The following is a 21138-nucleotide window of genomic DNA, read 5'->3' on the forward strand; positions in this document are numbered from 1 at the left end:
GGCACGGTTACTTGCGCAACCCCTGCAGCTTCGCAAACGCACTGGCCATCTGCCCCGCCGGCTGCGGCGAGCTATCGCGCCTTCCTTGTTGCTGCTGGCCTCGCCCCGCCCCTTCGAAGCGGTTGTCGCGCGGCCCGTCGCGGCGCGCGGGCGATGCATCGAGCTTCATCGACAGGCCGATGCGCTTGCGCGCCACGTCCACTTCCATCACCTTGACCTTGACGATGTCGCCGGTCTTCACGACCTCGCGCGCATCGTTGACGAACTTGTGGCTCAACTGGCTCACGTGCACCAGGCCGTCCTGATGCACGCCGAGGTCGACAAAAGCGCCGAACTGCGCCACGTTGCTCACGGTGCCCTCGAGGATCATTCCCTCGACCAGGTCCTTGATGTCGTCCACGCCGTCGTTGAAGCGCGCCACCTTGAAGTCGGGGCGCGGGTCGCGGCCGGGTTTCTCGAGTTCGCCCAGGATGTCCTTGACGGTGATGACGCCGAACTTCTCATTGGCGAAGAGCTCGGGCTTCAGGGTCTTGAGCATCTCGGCACGGCCCATCAGCTCGGCGATCGGCTTGCCGGTCTTCACGATGATCTGCTCGACCAGCGGATAGGTTTCCGGGTGCACGCCGGTGATGTCCAGCGGGTCGGCACCGCCGCGGATGCGGAGGAACCCGGCGCTCTGCTCGAAGGCCTTGGGGCCGAAGCCGGTGACGTCGAGCAATTGCTTGCGGGTGGAAAACGCGCCGTTCGATTCGCGCCATCGCACCACGGCCTTGGCCACGCTGCCCGAGAGGCCGGACACGCGGCTCAGGAGCGGCACGCTCGCCGTGTTGAGGTCCACGCCCACCGAGTTCACGCAGTCCTCGACCACGGCCTGCAGGGTGCGGGCGAGTTCGCTCTGGTTCACGTCGTGCTGGTACTGGCCGACGCCGATGCTCTTGGGGTCGATTTTCACGAGCTCGGCCAGCGGGTCCTGCAGGCGCCGCGCGATGGAGGCGGCGCCGCGCAGGCTCACGTCCACGTCGGGCATTTCCTGCGAGGCGAATTCGCTGGCGGAATACACCGAAGCGCCGGCCTCGCTGACCACGACCTTGTCGACCGTCATCTCGGGTGCGCCGGCCTGCGCGGCCATCTTGGCCAGCAGCTTGATGAGGTCGGCGGCCAGCTTGTCGGTCTCGCGGCTGGCGGTGCCGTTGCCGATGGCGATGAGGTTCACGCCGTGCTTGGCGCAGAGCTTGCCCAAGGTGTGGAGCGATCCTTCCCAGTCCTTGCGCGGCTCGTGCGGGAACACGGTGGCGGTCTCGACCAGCTTGCCGGTGGCATCGACCACGGCGACCTTCACGCCGGTGCGGATGCCCGGGTCCAGGCCCATCACGACGCGCGGGCCGGCCGGTGCGGCGAGCAGCAGGTCGCGCAGGTTGTCGGCGAACACCTTGATCGCGACCTTCTCTGCCTCTTCGCGGAGGCGCGTGAACAGGTCGCGCTCGGTGGACAGCGCCAGCTTCACGCGCCAGGTCCAGGCCACGCACTTGCGCAGCAGGTCGTCGGCCGGGCGGCCCGCGTGGCTCCAGCCCAGGTGCAGCGCGATCTTGCCTTCGGCGATGCTGGGCTTGCCCGGCTCGGGCTCGACGGGCAGCACCAGCTTGGCGTCGAGGATGTCGAGCGCTCGGCCGCGGAACACGGCCAATGCGCGGTGCGACGGCACGCGGCCGATGGGTTCGTCGTATTCGAAGTAGTCGCGGAACTTGGCGATGTCGGCGTTGTTTTCGTCCTTGCCGGCCATGAGGCTGGACTTGAGCAAGCCTTCGGCCCAGAGCCATTCGCGCAGGCGCTGCACCAGAACGGCGTCTTCGGCCCAGCGCTCGGAAAGGATGTCGCGCACGCCGTCGAGAACGAGCGGCACGGTGGAGAAATCGGGGCCCGGCTTGCCGTCGTCCAGCGTGGTGGCCGGTTGCAGGAAGGCCTTGGCTTCGACGGCCGGGTCGAGCGTGGGGTCGGCCAATAGCTTGTCGGCGAGCGGCTCGATGCCGAATTCGCGGGCGATCTGGCCCTTGGTGCGGCGCTTCTGCTTGAAGGGCAGGTAGAGGTCTTCCAGCTCCTGCTTGGTGGGCGCGAATTCGATCGCGGCGCGCAGCTGGGGAGTGAGCTTGCCCTGCTCGTCGATGGCCTTGAGCACCGCCACGCGGCGGTCCTCGAGCTCGCGCAGGTAGGAAAGACGGGCTTCGAGTTCGCGCAGCTGGATGTCGTCGAGGCCGCCGGTCACTTCCTTGCGGTAACGGGCGATGAAAGGAACCGTGGCGCCTTCGTCGAGCAGTTCGACGGCGGCCTTCACCTGGTGCTCGCCGACCTTGATTTCAGTGGCGAGCTGGCGAATGATTTTCTGCATGTCTTGAGCGCATCCCGGGCAAAGCGCGGAAGTTTGCCATAGGCGCGGACGGGCTCCGGCGGCAGCGGCCCCGCGCGTTGTTACAGGCTGCTCGCAGTGTCCGGCCCGGCGCCGGCCGGCCCGGCTTCGGCGTCCGACACCACGAGGCGCACCCGCAACCCGTGCGGCTCGGTGTCCATGACAGCCAGCTCGCCGCCGAGCGCATCGGCCCGGGCGCGCATGCTGCGAAGCCCCTTGCCCAGTTGCTCCAGCGGCATCGGCGCCGATGCCTGGAGGCCGCGGCCGTTGTCCAGCACTTCGAGCACGAGGCCGCGCGTGCGGCCCAGCGGGCCGAAGCGCACCTCGACGATGCTCGCGTGGGAGTGGCGCAGCACATTCGACAGGGCCTCTTGCGCGATCCGGCAGATCTGCATCGCGGATTCGGCGGACAGCGTGCGGGCGAGCGGCACGTCCTGCACGTGCCACACGAGGCCGATGCCCAGCCGGTCGAATGCCGGCTGCAACCGGTAGCGCAGGTGGGCCAGCCGCTCGACGATGCTGGCCGAGGCTTCGTCGTCCAGGGAATCGACGGTCATCTGCAATTCCAGCAGGCAAGCCTGCAGCGCCCTCGACAGCTCGCTGGGCTCGGCCGCGCGCGGGTCCTGGCTGGCCAGGAGCGCCATCAGCCGCGAGCCGACGCCGTCGTGCAGGTCACTGGCGATGCGGCGCCGCTCGGCCAGCACCGCCTGCACCTGCCGAAAGCGCGCGACGCGGCGGCGCGAGAGATACCAGATGCCGAGGATCATCCCGAGCACGGCCACGTTGACGCCCTGCAGCGCCCAGAACGCGAGCGGGATGTCGTTGATCTCCACCGACATCGCCGAGGTGGCCCGCAGCACCTGCCCGGTTACCGGCGTGAGGTGCAGCGCACCGGCCAGCGCGGTCCACAGCAGCATCCGGCGGCGCGAAGCGCGGGGCCAGAGCCAGGCCAGGAGCGCGGACCATGCGGCGATCGAGAGCCACACGAACTGGTCTTCGAGGTAATGCGGTAGCTGGGGCACCGAGGACCACATGACCGTATCGACCCGTTGCATACCGTTGTGGGTTGCAACGGTTTCAGAGTAGTCCCCTGTGCGAGGCGAAGCTCACCGCCTGGGCGCGGGTGTGCGCGTGCAGCTTGCGGTAGATGTTCTTCACGTGGGCATTGACCGTTTGCGCGCTGATGGTGAGCTGCAATGCGATCTCTTCGGTCACATACCCCGTGGCTACAAGTCGCAACACTTCACGCTCCCGTGCGGACAGCGCGGCCTTGGTCTCGGGCGGGCGCACCGGGCTCTGGTTGCTGCGCTGGTGATCCAGGTGCACGAGCAAGCGGCGTGCGAGCCGGGGCGTGATGGCGGCCCCTCCGTTCACCACCTGCAGCACGGCCTGCGCATAGCTCTGGAACCATGCGTTCTTCACCAGGAAACCGGAGGCGCCAAGCTCGAAGGCGTGCAGCACCTGGGGTTCGTCCTCGATCGCCGAGATGACGATGATTTCGGCGGCACTGCGGTGTTTCTTGGCTTCTTCGATCAGCTCGAAGCCGCTGCCGTCGCCCAAGCGGATGTCGACCATGAGCACGTCGAATTCGTGTTGCATCAGGAGGCGCCGCCCTTCGCGCAGGCTACCGGCCTGGCCTTCGAGCTGGATGCGCAGGTCGCCGAGCAGTTCCTGCGCGATGACGCGTCTGACAAAGGGGTCGTCGTCGACCAGCACGACGCGCACCGGCTTGGTCTGTTGGCCCGTCAGATAGTCGGGCCAGGGAAGCGAGTCGGCAGAGGGGGCAAGCAGCCCGCCGAACTGGCCAGGATTCGAGAAATTCCTGGCGCTCGCGTTGACCTCTGTCAACGAAATGTCAAGCTCATTTTCCATTTCTATCCCCTAGTGACAAAAACTACCGCTTGTTCGTGAGCAAAAGTTAATTCATTTCTACTCAAATTTCGTCCGGGAGCTTTTTTGATTACTTTGGTTTCGTCTTGTTGCACTCAGGGACTAATGTGTACTAAAGACGTAGGCGCGACAAGGGCCGCCATGCGGAAAGGGACCCCTTGGCACGGCCCCCGCACCCTCCCCTCCCATTGCTTTCGCCATAGCCTTGCACTACCCACCACAGGGCATTTTTAGATTCCTTTTCGACGCTGAAACTGCATCCCGGTCGCAACGGAAACATTCAATCCGCGCTCGCTGACCGTTGGCTGATGGCCGGATACGCCGGCGATCGGGTTCGTTTCAACACTATCGAGGAAGCATCATCATGAAGAAGACTCTCATCACGGCAGCCGTGGTCCTGCTTGCAGGCGTGGCCTCGGCAACCAGCACCACGGCGCTGGCCGTCACCAACACGAGCACCGGTTCTTCCAGCTCGGCAGGGTCGGTGGCAGCGAGCTCCGGCACCGGCAGCGCACTGAGCTACAACTCGGCCACTTCCAGCTCGGCGGCCACGGCCAATGCAGCAGGCGGCGCGGTCAGCATTCCGGGTCTGCGCGTCGGTGGTGCAACAGCCAGCGGCTCGGCGACCACGCAAGGCCGCGTGACCAGTGTTGCCGCAACGACCGGCAACGGCGCAGCCATCGGCGGTGCCAATGCCTCGGCCAATGCAGGTTCGTCCGCCGGTGCCGGCTACTCCGCAGGCGGCCCGAACCAAGTGAGCGGCACGGCAGGCGGCGCAGCAACCTCCACCACCAACAACACGGCAGCCACCGCAGCCGGTCCTGGCGGCGGTCTGGCAGTGGTGACGCGCACCTCGGGCACGACCTCGGGCTACAGCGCCTCCTCGGGCGCGATCAACGGCTTCGTCAACGGCACGACCACCTCGGCGACGGCGGGCTCGGCCGGCGGCTCCTTCGGCGTGACCAACTTCGCGATCGGCAATGCCGGCGGCCTCAGCAACGGTGGCGGCACCGGCGGCACCGCGGGCGCCGGCGCAACCGCATCGGCTCCCTGAACGGGGCATGCCACGGTTGTTGGACCAGAAACGGGGAGGGGCATGCCCCCTCCCCTGGCTTTCAAAGGAGTGAGAACATGAAAAAACTGATTGTCCTGACCTTGATGGGCTTGTCCGCGGGCGGCGCTTTGGCGCAGACGGCGGGCGGTGCCAACAACCAGTCATCGAGTTCGGCTACCACATCGGCGCAGGGCAACACCCAGGCCGTGAACTTCAACAGCAACACGCCGGCGGACACCACCACCCGCTCGACGTTGAACAGCAACCAGAACATCAACAACACCGGTGCCACCACGAATACCGTGGATTACCGGGGTAGTTACACGGTCAAGAACGTGCCGTCGGTCAACGGGCCCAACCTGACGACCAGCAACGACACCTGCATGGGCAGCACGAGCGCCAGCGCGAACGGCCCGGGCGTCGGCATCAGTTTCGGCACCACCTGGACGGACGAGCACTGCAAGCGCCTGAAGATGAGCCGCGAGCTCTGGAACAAGGGCATGAAGGCGGCATCGCTCGCGATGGACTGCATGGACTCCGCCGCCATGGCCGCGCTGGAGATGACCGGCACGAAGTGCCCGCAGTCCATGACCGCCGAGGAGCGGGTGAGCGCGTTCGGGCCGTACGCCTCGCCGGCGAACGCCGCCGCGCAGGTGGTCGGCCAGCCGGTCGCGGCGATGACGCCACCCATGGCGCCCATGCAGCCCATCGCGGTGTCGGTGCAGCCGATGCAGCCGCCGCAGGCGGTGGTCGTTGCGCCGCAGGTCGCTTCGGTGCCCCCTCCCACGTCGGCATCCACGTCGACGTCGGCGCCGACCCCGCTGCCATTGCCGCAGGCTCCCCTCGTCGAAGCGGCGCCCGTGCCGCAAGCGGCTGCTCCGGCTCAACCAGTGCAGCCCGCGCAGGAAGAGCCGCAGCAGGCCGCGGTGACCATGCCGGTCGAGCCCGCCGGCGTTGTGGCCGTCGAGCCCATCGGCGAGATCGCGTCGGCACCGCAAGCGGCCGTCGGTTCGCAATGACCGCCGGGAGCCCATGATGACCAGGACCGTCTTCCTCTGGATCGCGGCTTGCTGCGTGGCTTCGGCCTCCGCGGGCCCTGTCGTTCCCAACCTGCGCATCGAACGGGTGACCTTCGGCAGCGGCCTGCAGAACGCCAGCGGCACCGACAACGCCGAGCCAGTCGGCGACCTCGGCGTGTGGCATGTGCCGCAGTACCTGCCCGGCTATCCGACGTCGGCGACCATCTGGCCGCGCGTGGTCGTGATCCAGTGCGCCAACGAGCTGTGCTCGGGCTACGAGGTCACGCCCGAGCTGGGGCGCGGCGAATACCTGTTCTTCCGGCCAGCGCGGAAGTAACAAGTCTTGAACAGTTGCAAGCGCGGCCGGGTCGTCCCGGCCGCGCTTTGCCGCGCGCCTCATTTTTACCCGGGTTATATTGCGTTTTATATTTCACCCGGGTAATATCAACGGCATGAACATGCCACAAGAGACGCGGCGCGCCCTCGTCAGGAAATACAAGGAAACGGTGCTCCCCGCGGGCGTCTTCGTCATCCGCAACACGCTGAACGGCCGCGTCTATGTGTCCGGCAGCCTCGATGTCGAAGGCGCGATGAACCGCGCCCGCTTCGAGCTGGGCCTTCGTTCGCACCGCGACAAGGCGCTGGTGCGCGACTGGATCGCCCACGGCGCCGAGCACTTCAGCTTCGAGGTGATCGACCGCGTGAAGGAACGCGACGACGACCCGGCCTTCGACCGCGCCGCCGAACTCGAGAAGCTGCTCGAACTCTGGCGCGAAGAACTCCAGTGCACCGGCGACAAGGGCTACAACACGCCATGACCGCCGATGCGCTGGAGTTCTGCCTCACGATCAGCCGCGCGCATGCCAGCCTGAACCTCAAACTCCAGGACAGCCTGGGCGCCTTCCACGGGCTGGACTACGAAGACTTCAGGCTGCTCCATCTGTTGCTGCGCGCCGAAGACGGCCGCATGGCGATGCCCACGCTTTCGCGCGCCTTGGGGTTGCCGATGTCGGCGCTGCTTCGCAAAATGGTCCTGCTCGAAAAAACAGGACTGGCCGAACGCACGGCCGGCGCGAACGGAGACAGCCGCCACAACCATCGCGTTGCGGCCCTCCGACCGGGCGGCAGGAAACTGATGCAGGCTGCAGTCACGACCGTGGAGGCGATCTGCGCCGATGCGGTGAAATCGCTCGACATCGAAAGCCTGCCGCAGATCCATGCCGCGCTCCTTGCGCTTTGCCTCGACGACACCCCGAACGCCTGAGAAGGTGTGAACGAGTAGATTACGGACCTCGTTCGAACGGACCGGAAGAAAAAGCAACCCATTCGACATGCCATCCGATACGCAACCCATTCACCTGATCGTTTTCGCTGGCTTCAAGCGCATCGCCGAAGGAAGCACGGCCGAAGTGCTCGCCCAACTGCGCGAACGCAAGGACGACACGCCCTACCTCATCTTCGACGCGCAGACCGGCGAGTCGCTCGACTTCGATGTGCACAACCAGGCCGGCGTCGTGCCGCACGCGACCACTGCCGAAGCCCATGACGACGCGCCGCGCGGCGTCGGCCGTCCGAAGCTGGGCGTGGTCGCACGCGAAGTCACGCTGCTGCCGCGCCACTGGGACTGGCTCAACCGCCAGCCCGGCGGCGCCTCGGTGGCGCTGCGGCGGCTGGTGCAGGAGGCGAGCCGAGTCAACGCCGACCGCGACGCCGTGCGCGCCTCGCGCGAAGCCACCTACCGCTTCATGACCGCGATCGCCGGCGCCCTGCCCGGCTTCGAGGAAGCCACGCGCGCGCTGTTCGCCGGCGAGCGCAACCGCTTCGAAGGCCTCATCGACGCCTGGCCCGCGGACCTGCGCACCCATCTCCAAAAACTGTCAGCCGCCGGCTGGAGCACCCCTGCATGAGCGCCCCCCCCGCGACTTCGACGACCTCGACAACGCCCCCCGCGAATCCGACATCCCCCGCAACCGGCCCGAGCGGCCTCAAGGGCGTGCCCGTGGCGCCCGTCGGCGCGGCGCGTCCGCTGTGGAAGGTGTTTCTCTTCTTTCTCGCGCCGATGTTGCTCAGCAACATCCTGCAGTCGCTCTCGGGCACGCTCAACAACGTCTACGTGGGGCAGATGCTCGGCGTGGGCGCGCTGGCGGCGGTGTCCAGTTTCTTTCCGGTGATGTTCTTCTTCATCGCCTTCATCATCGGCCTGGGCGCGGGCGCCTCGGTGCTCATCGGCCAGGCCTGGGGCGCGCGCGACGCGACCAAGGCCAAGGCGGTGGCCGGCACCACGCTCACTGTCGGCGTGCTGATGGGACTGGTGATCGCGGTGTTCGGCGGCGCCTTCACCACGCCGATGCTGGCCGCACTGGGCACGCCGCCCGACGTGCTGGCCGACTCGACACGCTACGCCCGCATCATGCTGATCGCGATGCCCGGCGTGTTCGTGTTCCTGCTCGCGACCGCGATGCTGCGCGGCGTGGGCGACACCGTCACGCCGCTGCTCACGCTGGTGATCTCGACCTTGATCGGCCTCGTGGTCACGCCTGCGCTCATCCGCGGCTGGGGTGGCCTGCCGCAGATGGGCGTGGCCAGCGGCGCTTGGGCTTCGGTGCTGTCGTTCGTGGTGGCGACCACCTGGCTGGGCTTTCGGCTGCGCCAGAAAAAGAGCCCGCTCGCGCCCGATGCGGAGTTCTTCCGGTACCTGCGCATCCAGCCGCAATTGCTGAAGGCCGTGCTGCGCATCGGCGTGCCCACGGGCGTTCAGATGATCGTGGTGGCGCTGGCCGAAGTGGTGCTGCTGTCGATGGTCAACAGCTACGGCTCGAATGCCACGGCCGCTTACGGCGCGGTGAACCAGGTGGTGGCGTATGTGCAGTTCCCGGCCATTTCGATCGCCATTGCCGCGTCGATCCTCGGTGCGCAGGCCATCGGCGCGGGCCGTGCCGACCGGCTCGGCGCGATCACGAAGACGGCGCTCCTGATGAACCTCGTGCTGACCGGCGGCCTGGTGCTGCTGGGCTACCTGTTCTCGCGGCCGCTCATGGGCTTTTTCATCACCAGCGAGCCGGTGATCGAGATCGCGCAGACGCTCTTGCACATCATGCTGTGGAGCCTGGTGATCTTCGGCATGGCCGCGGCCACGTCGGGCGTGATGCGGGCCAGCGGCTCGGTGCTGGTGCCGACGCTGATCTCCATCGTCTGCATCCTGGGCGTCGAGGTGCCGGTGGCCTGGTTCATGAGCCACCGCATCGGGCTGGACGGCATCTGGATCGCCTACCCCGTGACCTTCGGCGCGATGCTGCTGCTGCAGACCGCGTACTACCAACTGGTGTGGCGCAAGAAGGCGATCCGCACGCTGGTGTGAGCTGAGCGAAGGTCGGACTCAACGGCCCTCGTAGGCCTTCTGCACCGTCGCGAGATCGAGCTTGGTCATCTCCATCATCGCCCGCATCGCGCGGCCGGCCTTCTCGGGGTCCTTGTCCTGGAACATGCGTGTCATGGCTTGCGGCGCCACCTGCCACGAGACGCCGTAGCGGTCGGTGAGCCAGCCGCACTTCACGGGCTTGCCGCCGCCTTCGAGCAGCTTGTCCCAGTAGTGGTCGACCTCGGCCTGCGTCTCGCAGGGCACGTAGAGCGACAAGGCCGGGGTGAACTTGTAGTCGGGGCCGCCGTTGAGAATCATGAATTCCTGGCCGAAGAGCTCGAAGGTGGCGGTCAGCAGGCTGCCGTCCTTGGGGCCGGGGCCGTTGGCGGGCCAGTGCAGCCGGTCGGTCACGCGGGAGTTCGGGAAGATGCCGGTGTAGAAATTGATCACCTCTTCGCCGTTGCCGTCGAACCAGAGGCAGGGAACGATCTTTTGCATGGGTCTCCTTTGCTTGGATGATGAACCTGAGAGTTCAGTATCAAAGCCGGGGCGGACCGTTGTCAACCCGCGCGGTCCCTGTCAGAAAGACGTTTCCATGCGCCCTCAGCCGCTGCCGCGCAGCGCGCTGAGGACTTGTACGGACCTACCAGCGGTACGTCGCCGTCGCCACCATCGAGCGCGGCGCGCCGTAGTAGCACTTGCCGTACTGGTCGCAATTGGCGATGAAGTCCTTGTTGGCGATATTGCGCAGATTCAGCGCCAGGCTCCAGCGCTCGAGGTCGTAGCCGATCATGGCGTCGAACACCGTGGCGGCGGGCACCTTGGTCGGCGCGATCTTTTCTCCGTCGCCGTGGCTGGTGCCCGTGTAGCGGGCGCCCAGGCCGACCTTCACGCCGTTGACGAACCGGTAGTTCGCCCAGACCGACATCCGGTGCCGCGGCACCGCATTCGCCTGCTTGCCGATCTCGCCCGGGTTGGCGCTGGCCGTGACCATGGCGCGCGGCGTGTAGTCGTACGACGCGGTGACGTTCAGCCGCGGCGCGAGCTCCGCCATGGCTTCGAGCTCCAGGCCGCGCACCGAGATCTCGCCTGTCTGCTTGGGCGCAGCGCCTCCCGTGCCGTAGGTGATGTAGTTCTGGCGCCGCAGGTCGAAGATGGCCGCGCTGTAGCTCTGCTTGCCTTCCGGCGGCTGGTAGCGAATGCCGGCCTCGTATTGGCGGCCCGTTTCAGGCTTGAACGGATCGCGCGTGACCGGATCGAAGAGCCCGGTCGGCGCGAAGGACTCCGAGTAGCTCAGGTAGGGCGCCCAACCGTTCGGCATCACGTAGACCAGGCCCGCGCGGCTGGTGAACTTGTGCTGCGAGATCTGCGTGCTCTTGCCTTGCAGCCGGTCGAAGGTGTCGTTGCTGGCGCTGTCGTAGCGGCCGCCCAGCGTCAGCGACCAACGGTCGCCCCACTTGATCTGGTCCTGGATGTAGAGCCCGGTCTGGGCGAGCCGCATGTCGGCATTCATCCACGGCGCCCCTTCCACGATCGGTCCGGCGTACACCGGCGCGTAGATGTTGATCGACGGTGCCGTGCCGGTGGAAAAGCTGTACTGGTCGATGCGATTGCGCTGGTAGTCCAGGCCGATCAAGAGCTTGTGCTGCCAGTCGCCCGCGCGCAGATCGACCTGCATCTGGTTGTCGATGCTGAAGGACGAGACCTGCTCCCGGCTGCCGGTGGGATAGCGGCCCAGCAGCATGAAGTTGGCCGGGTTCAGCGGGTTCTTCGCGTCCACCGTGGTGAGGCGACGGTTGGGCCAGACGCCGGCGTAGTCGACCTTCAGTTCACCGTAGCGGGCGTTCTGGCGCAGCGTGACGGTGTTGTTGAGACGGTGCTCGAACTCGTAGCCCACCATCCACTGGTCGCTGTGGAAGCGGTCGTAGTTGGGGTCCCCGGTCAGAAGCGAGGCCGGAATGCGCGTGCCGATCGCGGTCTGGAACACCGATCCGACCTGCGGCTGGATGCGGTTGTAGACGCCGGCACGCGTGCGATCGACCTGCGCGAGCAGCGTCAGCTTGGTGTCTCCCGAGATGCGCCAGGTCAATGAGGGTGCCAGGTAGAAGCGACGATCGGGCATGTTCTCTGCGGGCAGTTCGGCATCGCGCACGAGGCCGACCACGCGATAGAGCACGTTGCCATCGGCGTCCAGTGGCCCCGAGAAATCTCCCGCGACCTGCTTGCGGTTGTGATCGCCCAGTTGCACCTGCAGCTCCCGCAGCGGCTCCGCCGTGGGCCGCTTGCTGACCACGTTGACCACGCCGCCCGGGCTGGCCTGCCCATACAGCACCGAGGCCGGGCCGCGCAGCAGTTCGATGCGTTCGGCGCCGTAGTTCTCGGTCCGCCAGACGCCCCAGTTGCCGTTGTTGCGCAGCGGCAGGCCATCGAGGTAGAAGCCCGGCGCATAGGCATCGAAGCCGCGCAGCGTGAGCCAGTCGTAGCGCGAGTCGGCGCCGAAGGTGGTGATGGCCACGCCCGGCGTGTAGCTCAATGCGTCCTTCAGCGTCGTCGCGCCCATCGCTTCCATGCGGTCGGCCGTGATGACCGTGAGCGACTGGGGCGTCTCGATGATCGGCGTGTCGGTCTTGGTGGCCGTAGCGCTGCGCTTGGCCACGTAGCCCTGCACGCGGCCCGTGGCGCTTTCCTCTCCATCGGCCACCACCGTGACCGCCGGAAGCGTCGAAGTGCCCGAAGCCGCAGGTGCCGCCGGCGCGGTCTTGACCACAGCCGCATTGCCTTCCATCGCGGCGACCAGCCCGCTGCCGGCAAGCAGACGGTCGAGCGCCGCGCGGGGCGTCAGGCTGCCGGAGATGGCGGGCGCGGTCTTGCCGGCCACTAGGCTTTGCTGCACCACCAGCTGGATGCGCGTCTGCCGGGCCCAGTCGTTCAGGGCCTCGGCCAGCGGCTGGGCGGCAATGCGGATCTGCTGCGGTGCGCCCTGGCCTCCCTGACCCCCTTGGGTCTGCGCGCGCAGCGGCGCACTCGCCAGGGCGAGCGCAACGGCCAGCGCCAGCGGTGCCGGCGTCATCTTCATCAAGCGGTTCATCAACGTCTTCCAGGTAGGTGAATACAAATGGTTCCTATCTGGCTGACGCACGAACCGCCGGAAATACCGTATCCCCGGCGAAATATTTTTTGCCTGAAGGTTTCCGGGCCCACCGGTCAAGGCGCGGCGACGATCTCGGCGACCGGTCCGTCGCCCCAGAGCCGCACGGGCAAGGCGCTCGGCAGCGCGCGCCGCAGCGTGCGCGCGTCCCGCGGGTCGAAGGTGCCGCTCAGGCGCAGCGCGGCCACGGCAGGGTCGCGCACCACGAGACCGGTGCTGCCGTAGCGCTCGAGTTCGGCCAGCGCGCGCGCAAGGGGCGTGTCGACGAAGCTCAGCCGGTGCTCGCGCCAGGGCGCGATGCCGTCACCCGGAACGGCCGACACGGAGGCCAGCGCGCCCTGTGTATCGCTTTGCACCTGCTGGCCGGCGGTGAGGAAGACGGCGCCCTGCGGATCGGCCTCCGGCGCTGGTTCCACCCAGTTGCCCTCGGGGGCCCGGTCCATCCGCGCGACCCGCACCCTGCCCTGCTCCACCGACACCCGCGCACCCTCTGCGCCCACCATGGTCGGCGTGTAGCGCACCGCGAACCGCGTGCCGACCACCCGGACCTGCAGCGGCCCCGCCAGCACATCGAAGGGACGCTGCGCATCCGATTGCACCGTGAAGACGGCCTGCCCGTCGATCAGCCGGACCTCGCGCCGCTGGCGAAAGTAGCGCACCTCCAGCCGCGTGGCGGTGTCCAGCCGCAGCACGCTGCCATCGGGCAGCGGCACCTCGAGTTGCTGCCCGCGCTGGGTGGCGAAAGCCTGCGCGAACACGGGCTGGGCCTGCTGATGGCTCCATCCCAGATAGCTGCCGCCGGCGACCACGCCCGCCGCGGCCAGCGCCAACGCGGGCTTCAGGAAGCCGCGCCGCGTGGGGACCGGCGCAGTGGCGGCCCCGTTTCCAGCGAAGCCCTCGCGCCAGCCCGCGACGGTTTCCGGCGCAATCGCATCGAAGGCCTGCCAACGCGATTCCCACTGGCGGTAGGCATCGGCGTGCTTCGGGTCCGCGTCGATCCAGTCCTGGAAAAGACGCTCGTCGCGCGAATTCCAGTTCGCGCTCCGGCGGTGGACGAACCAGTCGATCACCTCCTCGCGCAGGCGCAATGCTTCTTCGGACGGTGGCAGCGATGGGGTCATGGCTCGGGGAGCTCTCCTGGTGAAGTAGACGCGCGAGCGGTGCAAAACCCTGTAGTGGGCATCGTGGGTGCACCGCGTCGCTCGCGCGTTCGCTCCTCTTGTGTTGGTGGTTTGCGGTTCATCGCGGGGCCCCGTTCACTTCGTCCAGGCATGTCCAGCAGGCCTGCATCGCGATGCGCAACTGCATCTCGACCGTGCGCACGGAAATGCCCATGCGCTCGGCGACCTCGGCATACGACAGCCCGTCGAACTTGTAGAGCACGAAGGCTTCGCGGCAGCGCGGCGGCAGCCTGTCGATGGTGGCGACCATGGCCGCCAGCCCTTGGCCGGAAGACAGGATGGTGTCGGGCTCGAAGGTCGAAGGGCCGATGCAATCGTCGAGCTCAACCGCGCCCTCTTCCGAAGAACCGGGCCCGTCGAAATCGGCACGCACGCCGGTGCGGCGGTGGTGGTCGGTGACGAGGTTGCGGGCCGTGCGGTAGAGCAGCGCACGCGGGTCGCGCACCACGCTGCCGGTGCGCTGCGCCTCGTACACGCGCACGTAGCTTTCCTGCGCCAGGTCGGCCGCGGTGGCGCGGTCGGACACCTTTCGGGAAAGAAAGCTCAGCAGTTCGCGGTAATAGCGTTCGAACACAGGCGCAGCACGACCGAAAACGGTCGGTCGAAGTCCAGGGGCAGGTTGGCTTCGACATGGCGTGGCTTACCTGAGGCGATTCAGAAAACGGGAGGCGCCGATTATCACGCCTCGCCGTGGCAGTCCAGGTAGGAGTGCACGCCGGCGGCGTCAGCAGTGCAGTTTTCAAGGCAGCTCACCTGCTCCAAGGGTAGGCATTCCGCTTGCCGGACGGGGCGGGCGCTGGCTACCCCTCCTCCTGCGCTCATGTGGCCCACGAGACCAGCAGGTCGTGCAGCCGCACTGCCTCGGGCTTTTCGAGTGGTTGGGTGATGAACGGAACGATCAGCCGAAGGCTTTCCGCCAGCGCCAGGCCTCGGCCGCGTTGACGGCGCCCTTCGGCACCCGCCCCTGGAACAGCTCGCCCAACTGGCCCACCGTTTCCATCGCTTGATGCTCGACAGCCGGCGGCGTGAGTCCGCCGATGTGCGGCGTGGCAATCACCCGCGGATGCGCGGCCACGCGCGGCGACGGCATCTGGTCGGGCGCGCGGCCCACGTCGAGCGCGCAGCCGGCGATGGTGCCAGCGTCCAGCGCGGCGAGGAGCGCGTCCTCGTCCACGAGGTCGCCGCGCGAGGCATTGATGAAAAAAGCTTGCGGCCGCATCGCGGCGAAGGCGGCAGCGTTCATCAGGTTCTCGGTGGCCTCGGTGGCGGGCGCGAGACAGACCACGAAGTCGGACCGCGCGAGAAGCGCATCGAGCGCGACCTGTTCGAGCCCGGGGCGTTCGATCGACGCATACGGGTCGTGCACAACGATGTGCATGCCCAGCGCCAGCCCTACGTCGCAGAGATAGCGGCTGATCTGCCCGTACCCGATCACGCCCAGCGTGCTGCCGCGAAGCTCGCGCCCCATCGCCGGCACGACCGGCTGGCCCGCGTGATACAGCGCCGTCGAGGCGCTGATGTGGCGCCCCAGGTCGATCATCACGCCCACGACCCACTCCGACACCGACGCGATGAACCCCGCGCTTGCCTGCGTCACAAGCACGCCGTGCCGGCTGGCCGAGGCCACGTCGATGTTGCGGATGTCGATGGCGCAGCGCACGAACGCTTTCAGGTCGGGCAGCGCGGCGAACAGCTCCTCGTCGCCCACCGTCTGGCGGTACGAAATGATGGCGTCGCAGCCTTGCGCAAGCCCGGCGAGTTCGCCAGAGGAGAGTTCGTGGTCCGTCGGGTTGAAGCGCACCTGCGCAATGGCCTGCAATGCGGCGATGGCACGGTCGCCGAAATAGGGGGCGAGCTTGCTCTGCGGATGGCTGACGAAAACCCTGGTCATGAAAAAAGAACCTTGCTAGGCACGCGGCGGCACCACCGAGTCGCGCGCCACCAGCGTGGGCGCAAAGACGAACTCCTGCGTCGGAAGCGACGCATCGGCCAGCCGGCTCATCACCCGCTCGACCATCACCTGCGCCATCTCGGGCACCGGCACGCGCACCGAGGTCATCGCGGGGTACATGAGCGTGGAGAGAAACACGTTGTCGATCCCCATGACCGACACGTCCTCCGGCACCGAGAGGCCCTCATCGCGAAACCCAGCCATCAGACCGAAGGCCAGCAGATCGTTCACGCCGATCACGCCGGTGGGGCGATCGGGCGATTTCGCGAGCAGGCGGGCCTGCATGCGGCCCAGCTCGCTCATCATCGAATCGCCGTATTCGTCGACCGGGAGGCTCTCGACAACCCGCGCGCTGCCTTCCAGGCCTGCGCTCTTCGCCGCGGCGAGAAACCCCCTGATCTTCTCGTTCCGGCTCATCGTGCGGCCGGACGGCGTGACGAAAGCCAGCCGCCGATGGCCCTGTTCGATCAGGTGCGAGGTGGCGATGCGCAGCGACTCGAAGTTGTCGACCGTCACGTGATCGATGACGGAGGGCACCCCCGGCGTGGCGCGGCGGTCGTAGCTCACCGCCACCAGCCCACGCTCGGCGGCGGCTTCCACGTGCTGCTCGTCGACCATCGACGAGATGATGATCACGCCGCGCACGCCGTGCGCCATCAGGTCCTCGAAGAAATGCTTTTCCTTCTCGGCATCGCGGTAGGTGTTGCCGATCATGATGCGGAAGCCGTAGCGCCCCTGTGCCATCGCCTCGATCTCGCGCGCGATGAAGCCGTACATCGGGTTGGCCATCGACGGCACCAGAACGCCGAGCAAGGGCGTGTGGCCCGTCTTGAGCTGCCGCGCCGAGGTGTTGGGCCGGTACTTGAGATCGCGGATCGCTGCCTCGACGCGGGCCAGCGTCTCGGCGGCCATGCGTTCGCTGCGTCCGTTCAGCACGTTCGACACGGTGCTGGTCGACACGCCCGCCCTCCGGGCCACATCGGTGATTCTGCTCACGGAATCCTTCCAGTTTTCATCGTCGCAAGCCCATGCGCGTCGGCCGCCAGGTGGAGAACGCCGGCACGGGCACCAGAACCACGAGGGTAACGAACAAAATGGCCGGGTGCCTCGACATCGGCCGGACGCTGCCTTTCGCCCCCCGGGTGCCGGATGGCTGCGAAGGCAGAATGGAAAAAACCATCGGACGGATGCCCCATGACCCCATCGACACCCGAAGCCGCGCGCACCTACGCCATCGCCATGCATGGCGACCAGAAATACGGCGCGCATCCCTACGTTCACCACCTGGACGCGGTGGTCGCCCTGCTCCAGCCCTATGGCGAGAAGGCGCGGGTCGTCGGCTACCTGCACGACGTGGTGGAGGACACCGACGCCACGGTGTCGGATGTGCAATCGCGCTTCGGCGACCTGGTGGCCCGGTGCGTGTCGCTATTGACCGATGCGCCCGGCGCCAACCGCAAGGAGCGCAAGGCCAAGACCTATGCGGCGATGGCAGAGGTGACGGGCGATGAAGAACTCGCGCTGGTGGTCAAGGCGGCGGATCGGCTCGCGAATGTGCGGGCCTGCGTGGCCGATGGGCATCGACAGCTTTGGGACACGTATAGGGGGGAGCACCCGACGTTTCGTGCTGCTGCGTTTCGCAAGGGGCAGTGCGATCCCTTGTGGCTCGAACTCGATCAGCTTCTGTTGGAGTGGCCGGCGTCTTAGGGGCCTGTTCGGGGCGGCGTGCGCAGGCCACCGGGTACTCCCCTCCGCGAATGTCCCCCGGGCTTCGCCCTCCTCCTTGATTTCGCTGCGGGGAGCACCCGATGCCCTGCGCACTTGGGCGCGCTGTCGGTGATGGGCTGAGCCACCGGTGCTCTGATCACTGCCCGCAGCTTGGATGCTTGTGCCCTTCTGTCGCGTTGGGCAGGCCCATGAAATCCAGGATGTGCGGCGTCGTGCCGTCCACCTGCAGCATCGCGGTCGCGCTGAGGTTGCCCTGGCAATAGCTGGGCTTGAGCGGGTTCGCGTAGTTGTTGTTCAGGATGAGCAAGGTGTCGCGCTCCGCCGCTGTCTGCCCGCCATGGCCGCTGCCGGTGCCGCCGTGGTCGGAGGTCACGACGATCAGCCACTCTTCGTTCGCGTAGTTCGGGCGTGCTGTGAGTGCGGCGAGCACTTGCGCAATCTGCTGGTCTTCGCCGGCGATCTTGCTCTGGTAGTTGGCGTTCAGCGAGTCGTAGCTCGGCGCGTGGATGTCGACGTTGTGCAGGTAATAGAAGATGGCCGTCGGCGGGTTCTTCCAACCGAGCCAACCCTTGACCGCATCGGTCGCCTGCTGCGAATTCTTGGCCGCGTTGGCGACGACGAAGTCGGCCTTGGCGGGGCGCAGGTTGTGGGTGATGTTGAACCAGTCGCCGACCACCGCCGTCGTGGCCGTGGGCCAGGCTTGCTTGATGAGGTCGAACACATGCATCTTCTTCAGCGGCAGGCCGGTGTCGTTCGAGGTCACGCCGTGCTTGTCGGCCCAGAAGCCGGTGAATACCGAAGACCAGCCGGGGCCGCTCACGGTCGCCTGCTTGGTGCCGCCCGCCAACACGTTGCCGTGGAAGGCACCGCCCGCGAGCAGCGCCGACATCGCGGGCGTCTGCACGCAGCCCTGGCACTGGATCGCGTCGCCGCGCAGGCCGTCGATACCGATCAGGAGCACGTGCTTGTTGCCCGGCACGGGGTTGGGAATGCCCTCGCCCGCGATCAGCGCGTAGTGGTCGTAAGGGTTGCCGGCGTAGTCGGTCTTCAGGCCGCCGACATCGCTCGCGCGCTTGTCGCTGAGGTCGCAGCGCTGCGGGGTCTTGTGGTAGTCGAAGGACTTGCACCATGCGGCGCGGCTCGCGTCGGTGCAGGCGGTGGCGCAGTCCGCGGGCGTCACGGCCTGCAGGGTCTCGGTGTTGTGGCCGCTGATCGCCGCATCGGGCGTGCGTGTGAACGCCTTCAGCGGATCGGGCTTCAGGCTGTAGTGGTCGTAGGGGTTGCCGGGGTAATCGGTCTTCAGGCCACCGACGTCGGCCGCCTGCTTGTCGCTCAAGTCGCAGCTCTGGTTGGTCTTGTTGAAGTCGAACGAAACGCACCAGGTGGCGCGCGGTGCGGACAGGCAGGCCGTCGCGCACATCTCGGGCGTGGACTGCGCCAGGTTCTCGACGTTGTAGCCCGAAATCGCGGCGTTCGGCGACTGCGTGAACGCGTCGAGCGATGCTGCGGCGGCATGGCCGGCGAGCGCTGTGAACAGGCACGCCAGGCCGGCGCGGATCGATGGCTTCATGTGATGTCTCCTCATCGCGTGAACGTTGGATGAATCCCGTGTTGCCCGCTTTTTCGCGTGGCTCCTGCAACTCCGGGCGGAGTAAATCACTGACGCCTGCTATCGATCCAATTCAAAAATCTTCGGTGTCGTATTGAGTGGGCCTATACGTCGGGCTGTCATCGGCGTGTGCTTGGCCTATGGTTTTTCGTCGGCGCGCTGCGCGGCAGGTCCCTTGCCGATCATCAGCCACGCGCTCAACGCACTGAGCACGGCCAGCCCCGCGCTCAGCAGCATCACCCAGCGGAAACCCGCCACGAACGATTCGGCCACGGCGCGCTTCACCGACGCCGCTGTGGCCGCATCGACGCCCGGCGGCATCACCGCGCCGGCGAGCTTGCTGCGCTCGCCTTCGAGGAATCTCGACACCTCGGCCGAGGCGCCCATCTTGCGCAAGCCATCGGCCAGCGCGGCATCGAAGGCCCAGGCCATGACCGCGCCGAACACGGCGATCGCCAGCACCGCCGCCGCGCGCGACACCGCATTGTTGACACCCGAAGCCACGCCCGCGAGATCGGGTCCGACCGCGTTCATGACGGTGGTGGTGAGCGGCGCGACCGTCACCGCCATGCCGAGGCCCAGCACTACGACCGCGGGCAAAAAGCCAGTCCAGTAGCTCGCACTGATGCCCGGCACCGCGAACAGCACGAAGCCCACCGCCGCAATGCTCGGCCCGATGACCAGTGGCAGCCGCGGCCCGAAGCGGTCGACCAATTGCCCGGCCCAGCCCGAGAGCGCGAACATGATGAAGATGAACGGCAGCAGCGCCGCGCCCGCCGCAGTGGCCGAGTAGCCCTGCACCTGGATCATGTTGAGCGGGAAGAAATACAGCCCGCCGCCCAGGGCCGCATAGAGCAGCAGGGTCAGCAGGTTCGCGCCGCTGAAGTTACCGATGCGCAGCAGGCCCAGCGGCAGCATCGGCGAGCGCGCCTTGCGCTCGACCGCGATGAAGCCCGCGCTGCCCACGATGCCGACGGCCAGCGCCGCGAGCACGTACGGCGAATGCCAGCCCTGTGTGGGCGCCTCGATGAAGGCATAGACCACGCCGCCCAACCCGGCGGTGGCGAGCAGCGCGCCCCACACATCGAGCCCGCCGCTGGCCGATGCGCCGTGGCTCTCGGGCACGTGGCGCCAGGTGATCCACAGCACCAGCAGCGCCATCGGCACGTTGATGTAGAAGGCCCAGGTCCAGGAAAAGTGGTCGACCAGGAAGCCGCCGAGCACCGGCCCCACGGCGGCCGTGATGCCGCTGAAGCCCGACCAGGTGCCGATCGCTTTGCCGCGTTCCTTCTCGGGAAATGCCGCGCTGATGAGCGCCAGGCTGCCGGGCACCAGCAACGCCCCGCCGACGCCCTGCACGGCGCGTGCGGCGATGAGCTGGTGCACATCGGCCGCCAGCCCGCAGGCCACCGAGGAGAGCGCGAAGATGCCGACGCCGATGGCGAAGATGCGGCGGCGGCCGTAGTGGTCGCCGAGCGCGCCGCCCACCAGCAGCAGCGCCGCCAGCAGCAAGGCATAGGACTCGACCACCCACTGCGCCTGGAAGGCCGTGGCGTTCAGGTCGGCCTGGATGGCCGGCAGCGCGACGTTGACCACCGTGCCGTCGATGAAGGCCATGCTGGAGCCGACGATGGCCGCGGCGAGCACCCAAGGTTTGGAGCGCTCGGGGCAGGCGCTTTCTTCCGCCCTGGCGCCATGCAGGATCAGCTTGTCGTCGCAGGGCGCCTTGCCGATCTGTGCCATGGGGCCTCCGATCTATCGGGTTCCGGTCTTGCCCCTTCCCCTTCCGGGGGAAGGTT

At 67.3% G+C, this 21138-nt stretch carries 19 protein-coding genes; 8 read left to right on the forward strand and 11 right to left on the reverse strand.

Features of this window, described 5'->3' with window-relative positions; genetic code table 11:
• Positions 1-7: 7 nt before the first annotated feature.
• The 3 genes from QFZ83_RS13325 to QFZ83_RS13335 form a co-directional block, all read right to left on the reverse strand.
• Positions 8-2383 carry a Tex family protein gene (locus QFZ83_RS13325; protein WP_307507087.1) on the reverse strand — a complete coding sequence of 792 codons (2376 nt, stop codon included), beginning with the start codon at positions 2381-2383 and terminating at the stop codon, positions 8-10.
• 80 nt (positions 2384-2463) lie between these two features.
• Entirely contained in the window at positions 2464-3456 is a 993-nt protein-coding gene (locus QFZ83_RS13330) for a sensor histidine kinase (RefSeq protein WP_306879464.1), read from the reverse strand.
• A gap of 22 nt (positions 3457-3478) precedes the next feature.
• Entirely contained in the window at positions 3479-4273 is a 795-nt protein-coding gene (locus QFZ83_RS13335) for a response regulator transcription factor (protein ID WP_013541531.1), read from the reverse strand.
• A 382-nt stretch (positions 4274-4655) separates the two neighbouring features.
• Here QFZ83_RS13335 and QFZ83_RS13340 point away from each other — a divergent pair, with 382 nt between their 5' ends.
• The 7 genes from QFZ83_RS13340 to QFZ83_RS13370 all read left to right on the forward strand — a co-directional run bounded on the left by QFZ83_RS13340 (position 4656) and on the right by QFZ83_RS13370 (position 9722).
• Positions 4656-5345, forward strand: a complete 690-nt coding sequence (locus tag QFZ83_RS13340) for a hypothetical protein (protein ID WP_306879466.1) — start codon at positions 4656-4658, stop codon at positions 5343-5345.
• A gap of 77 nt (positions 5346-5422) precedes the next feature.
• The gene (locus QFZ83_RS13345) at positions 5423-6364 is read left to right on the forward strand and encodes a hypothetical protein (protein ID WP_307507090.1); all 942 of its coding nucleotides are present in this window, start codon (positions 5423-5425) and stop codon (positions 6362-6364) included.
• 16 nt (positions 6365-6380) lie between these two features.
• Complete coding sequence (locus tag QFZ83_RS13350) at positions 6381-6701, forward strand: hypothetical protein (protein ID WP_013541534.1); 321 nt, start codon at positions 6381-6383, stop codon at positions 6699-6701.
• A gap of 115 nt (positions 6702-6816) precedes the next feature.
• On the forward strand, positions 6817-7182 hold the full coding sequence (locus QFZ83_RS13355; protein WP_307507093.1) for a GIY-YIG nuclease family protein: 366 nt from the start codon (positions 6817-6819) through the stop codon (positions 7180-7182).
• Positions 7179-7628: an AsnC family transcriptional regulator gene (locus QFZ83_RS13360; protein WP_307507097.1), complete on the forward strand. Its 450-nt coding sequence runs from the start codon at positions 7179-7181 to the stop codon at positions 7626-7628. Before QFZ83_RS13355 ends, QFZ83_RS13360 begins: the two co-directional genes overlap by 4 nt.
• Positions 7629-7695: 67 nt before the next feature.
• Positions 7696-8271, forward strand: coding sequence for a DUF2239 family protein (locus tag QFZ83_RS13365; protein WP_307507100.1), 576 nt, complete (start codon positions 7696-7698; stop codon positions 8269-8271).
• 152 nt (positions 8272-8423) lie between these two features.
• Complete coding sequence (locus tag QFZ83_RS13370; RefSeq protein ID WP_306879695.1) at positions 8424-9722, forward strand: MATE family efflux transporter; 1299 nt, start codon at positions 8424-8426, stop codon at positions 9720-9722.
• Positions 9723-9740: 18 nt separating this feature from the next.
• Here the strand turns inward: QFZ83_RS13370 and QFZ83_RS13375 are convergent, their stop codons facing one another.
• From QFZ83_RS13375 to QFZ83_RS13400, 6 genes are all read right to left on the reverse strand, one after another.
• Positions 9741-10220, reverse strand: coding sequence for a VOC family protein (locus QFZ83_RS13375; RefSeq protein ID WP_306879472.1), 480 nt, complete (start codon positions 10218-10220; stop codon positions 9741-9743).
• Positions 10221-10365: 145 nt separating this feature from the next.
• Positions 10366-12810, reverse strand: coding sequence for a TonB-dependent siderophore receptor (locus QFZ83_RS13380; protein WP_307507105.1), 2445 nt, complete (start codon positions 12808-12810; stop codon positions 10366-10368).
• 116 nt (positions 12811-12926) lie between these two features.
• Positions 12927-13991, reverse strand: coding sequence for a FecR domain-containing protein (locus QFZ83_RS13385; protein WP_307507108.1), 1065 nt, complete (start codon positions 13989-13991; stop codon positions 12927-12929).
• Between the two features lie 118 nt (positions 13992-14109).
• Entirely contained in the window at positions 14110-14625 is a 516-nt protein-coding gene (locus QFZ83_RS13390) for an RNA polymerase sigma factor (protein WP_013541542.1), read from the reverse strand.
• Positions 14626-14949: 324 nt separating this feature from the next.
• Positions 14950-15942, reverse strand: coding sequence for a D-isomer specific 2-hydroxyacid dehydrogenase family protein (locus QFZ83_RS13395; protein WP_307507111.1), 993 nt, complete (start codon positions 15940-15942; stop codon positions 14950-14952).
• Between the two features lie 15 nt (positions 15943-15957).
• Positions 15958-16998 (reverse strand): LacI family DNA-binding transcriptional regulator, encoded by a 1041-nt coding sequence (locus tag QFZ83_RS13400; protein WP_307507113.1) that lies wholly within the window; start codon positions 16996-16998, stop codon positions 15958-15960.
• Positions 16999-17196: 198 nt separating this feature from the next.
• On the opposite strand from QFZ83_RS13400, the gene QFZ83_RS13405 reads away from it, so the two are divergent.
• A complete protein-coding gene (locus tag QFZ83_RS13405) occupies positions 17197-17709 on the forward strand; it encodes an HD domain-containing protein (RefSeq protein WP_307507116.1) in 513 nt (170 codons plus the stop codon).
• Positions 17710-17866: 157 nt separating this feature from the next.
• Here QFZ83_RS13405 and QFZ83_RS13410 read toward each other — a convergent pair whose 3' ends face one another.
• The gene (locus tag QFZ83_RS13410; RefSeq protein ID WP_307507119.1) at positions 17867-19300 is read right to left on the reverse strand and encodes a PAN domain-containing protein; all 1434 of its coding nucleotides are present in this window, start codon (positions 19298-19300) and stop codon (positions 17867-17869) included.
• A gap of 177 nt (positions 19301-19477) precedes the next feature.
• On the reverse strand, positions 19478-21082 hold the full coding sequence (locus QFZ83_RS13415) for an MFS transporter (protein ID WP_307507122.1): 1605 nt from the start codon (positions 21080-21082) through the stop codon (positions 19478-19480).
• Positions 21083-21138: the final 56 nt, after the last annotated feature.

The organism is Variovorax sp. W1I1 (assembly GCF_030815625.1).
Lineage (GTDB): Bacteria > Pseudomonadota > Gammaproteobacteria > Burkholderiales > Burkholderiaceae_C > Variovorax > Variovorax paradoxus_C.

Excerpts from the sequence above, each read along its gene's own strand:
- QFZ83_RS13325 (WP_307507087.1), bottom strand. The coding sequence starts at position 2,383 with ATGCAGAAAATCATTCGCCAGCTCGCCACTGAAATCAAGGTCGGCGAG.
- QFZ83_RS13330 (WP_306879464.1), bottom strand. The coding sequence starts at position 3,456 with ATGCAACGGGTCGATACGGTCATGTGGTCCTCGGTGCCCCAGCTACCG.
- QFZ83_RS13335 (WP_013541531.1), bottom strand. The coding sequence starts at position 4,273 with ATGGAAAATGAGCTTGACATTTCGTTGACAGAGGTCAACGCGAGCGCC.
- QFZ83_RS13340 (WP_306879466.1), top strand. The coding sequence starts at position 4,656 with ATGAAGAAGACTCTCATCACGGCAGCCGTGGTCCTGCTTGCAGGCGTG.
- QFZ83_RS13345 (WP_307507090.1), top strand. The coding sequence starts at position 5,423 with ATGAAAAAACTGATTGTCCTGACCTTGATGGGCTTGTCCGCGGGCGGC.
- QFZ83_RS13350 (WP_013541534.1), top strand. The coding sequence starts at position 6,381 with ATGACCAGGACCGTCTTCCTCTGGATCGCGGCTTGCTGCGTGGCTTCG.
- QFZ83_RS13355 (WP_307507093.1), top strand. The coding sequence starts at position 6,817 with ATGAACATGCCACAAGAGACGCGGCGCGCCCTCGTCAGGAAATACAAG.
- QFZ83_RS13360 (WP_307507097.1), top strand. The coding sequence starts at position 7,179 with ATGACCGCCGATGCGCTGGAGTTCTGCCTCACGATCAGCCGCGCGCAT.
- QFZ83_RS13365 (WP_307507100.1), top strand. The coding sequence starts at position 7,696 with ATGCCATCCGATACGCAACCCATTCACCTGATCGTTTTCGCTGGCTTC.
- QFZ83_RS13370 (WP_306879695.1), top strand. The coding sequence starts at position 8,424 with ATGTTGCTCAGCAACATCCTGCAGTCGCTCTCGGGCACGCTCAACAAC.
- QFZ83_RS13375 (WP_306879472.1), bottom strand. The coding sequence starts at position 10,220 with ATGCAAAAGATCGTTCCCTGCCTCTGGTTCGACGGCAACGGCGAAGAG.
- QFZ83_RS13380 (WP_307507105.1), bottom strand. The coding sequence starts at position 12,810 with ATGAACCGCTTGATGAAGATGACGCCGGCACCGCTGGCGCTGGCCGTT.
- QFZ83_RS13385 (WP_307507108.1), bottom strand. The coding sequence starts at position 13,991 with ATGACCCCATCGCTGCCACCGTCCGAAGAAGCATTGCGCCTGCGCGAG.
- QFZ83_RS13395 (WP_307507111.1), bottom strand. The coding sequence starts at position 15,942 with ATGACCAGGGTTTTCGTCAGCCATCCGCAGAGCAAGCTCGCCCCCTAT.
- QFZ83_RS13405 (WP_307507116.1), top strand. The coding sequence starts at position 17,197 with ATGACCCCATCGACACCCGAAGCCGCGCGCACCTACGCCATCGCCATG.
- QFZ83_RS13410 (WP_307507119.1), bottom strand. The coding sequence starts at position 19,300 with ATGAAGCCATCGATCCGCGCCGGCCTGGCGTGCCTGTTCACAGCGCTC.
- QFZ83_RS13415 (WP_307507122.1), bottom strand. The coding sequence starts at position 21,082 with ATGGCACAGATCGGCAAGGCGCCCTGCGACGACAAGCTGATCCTGCAT.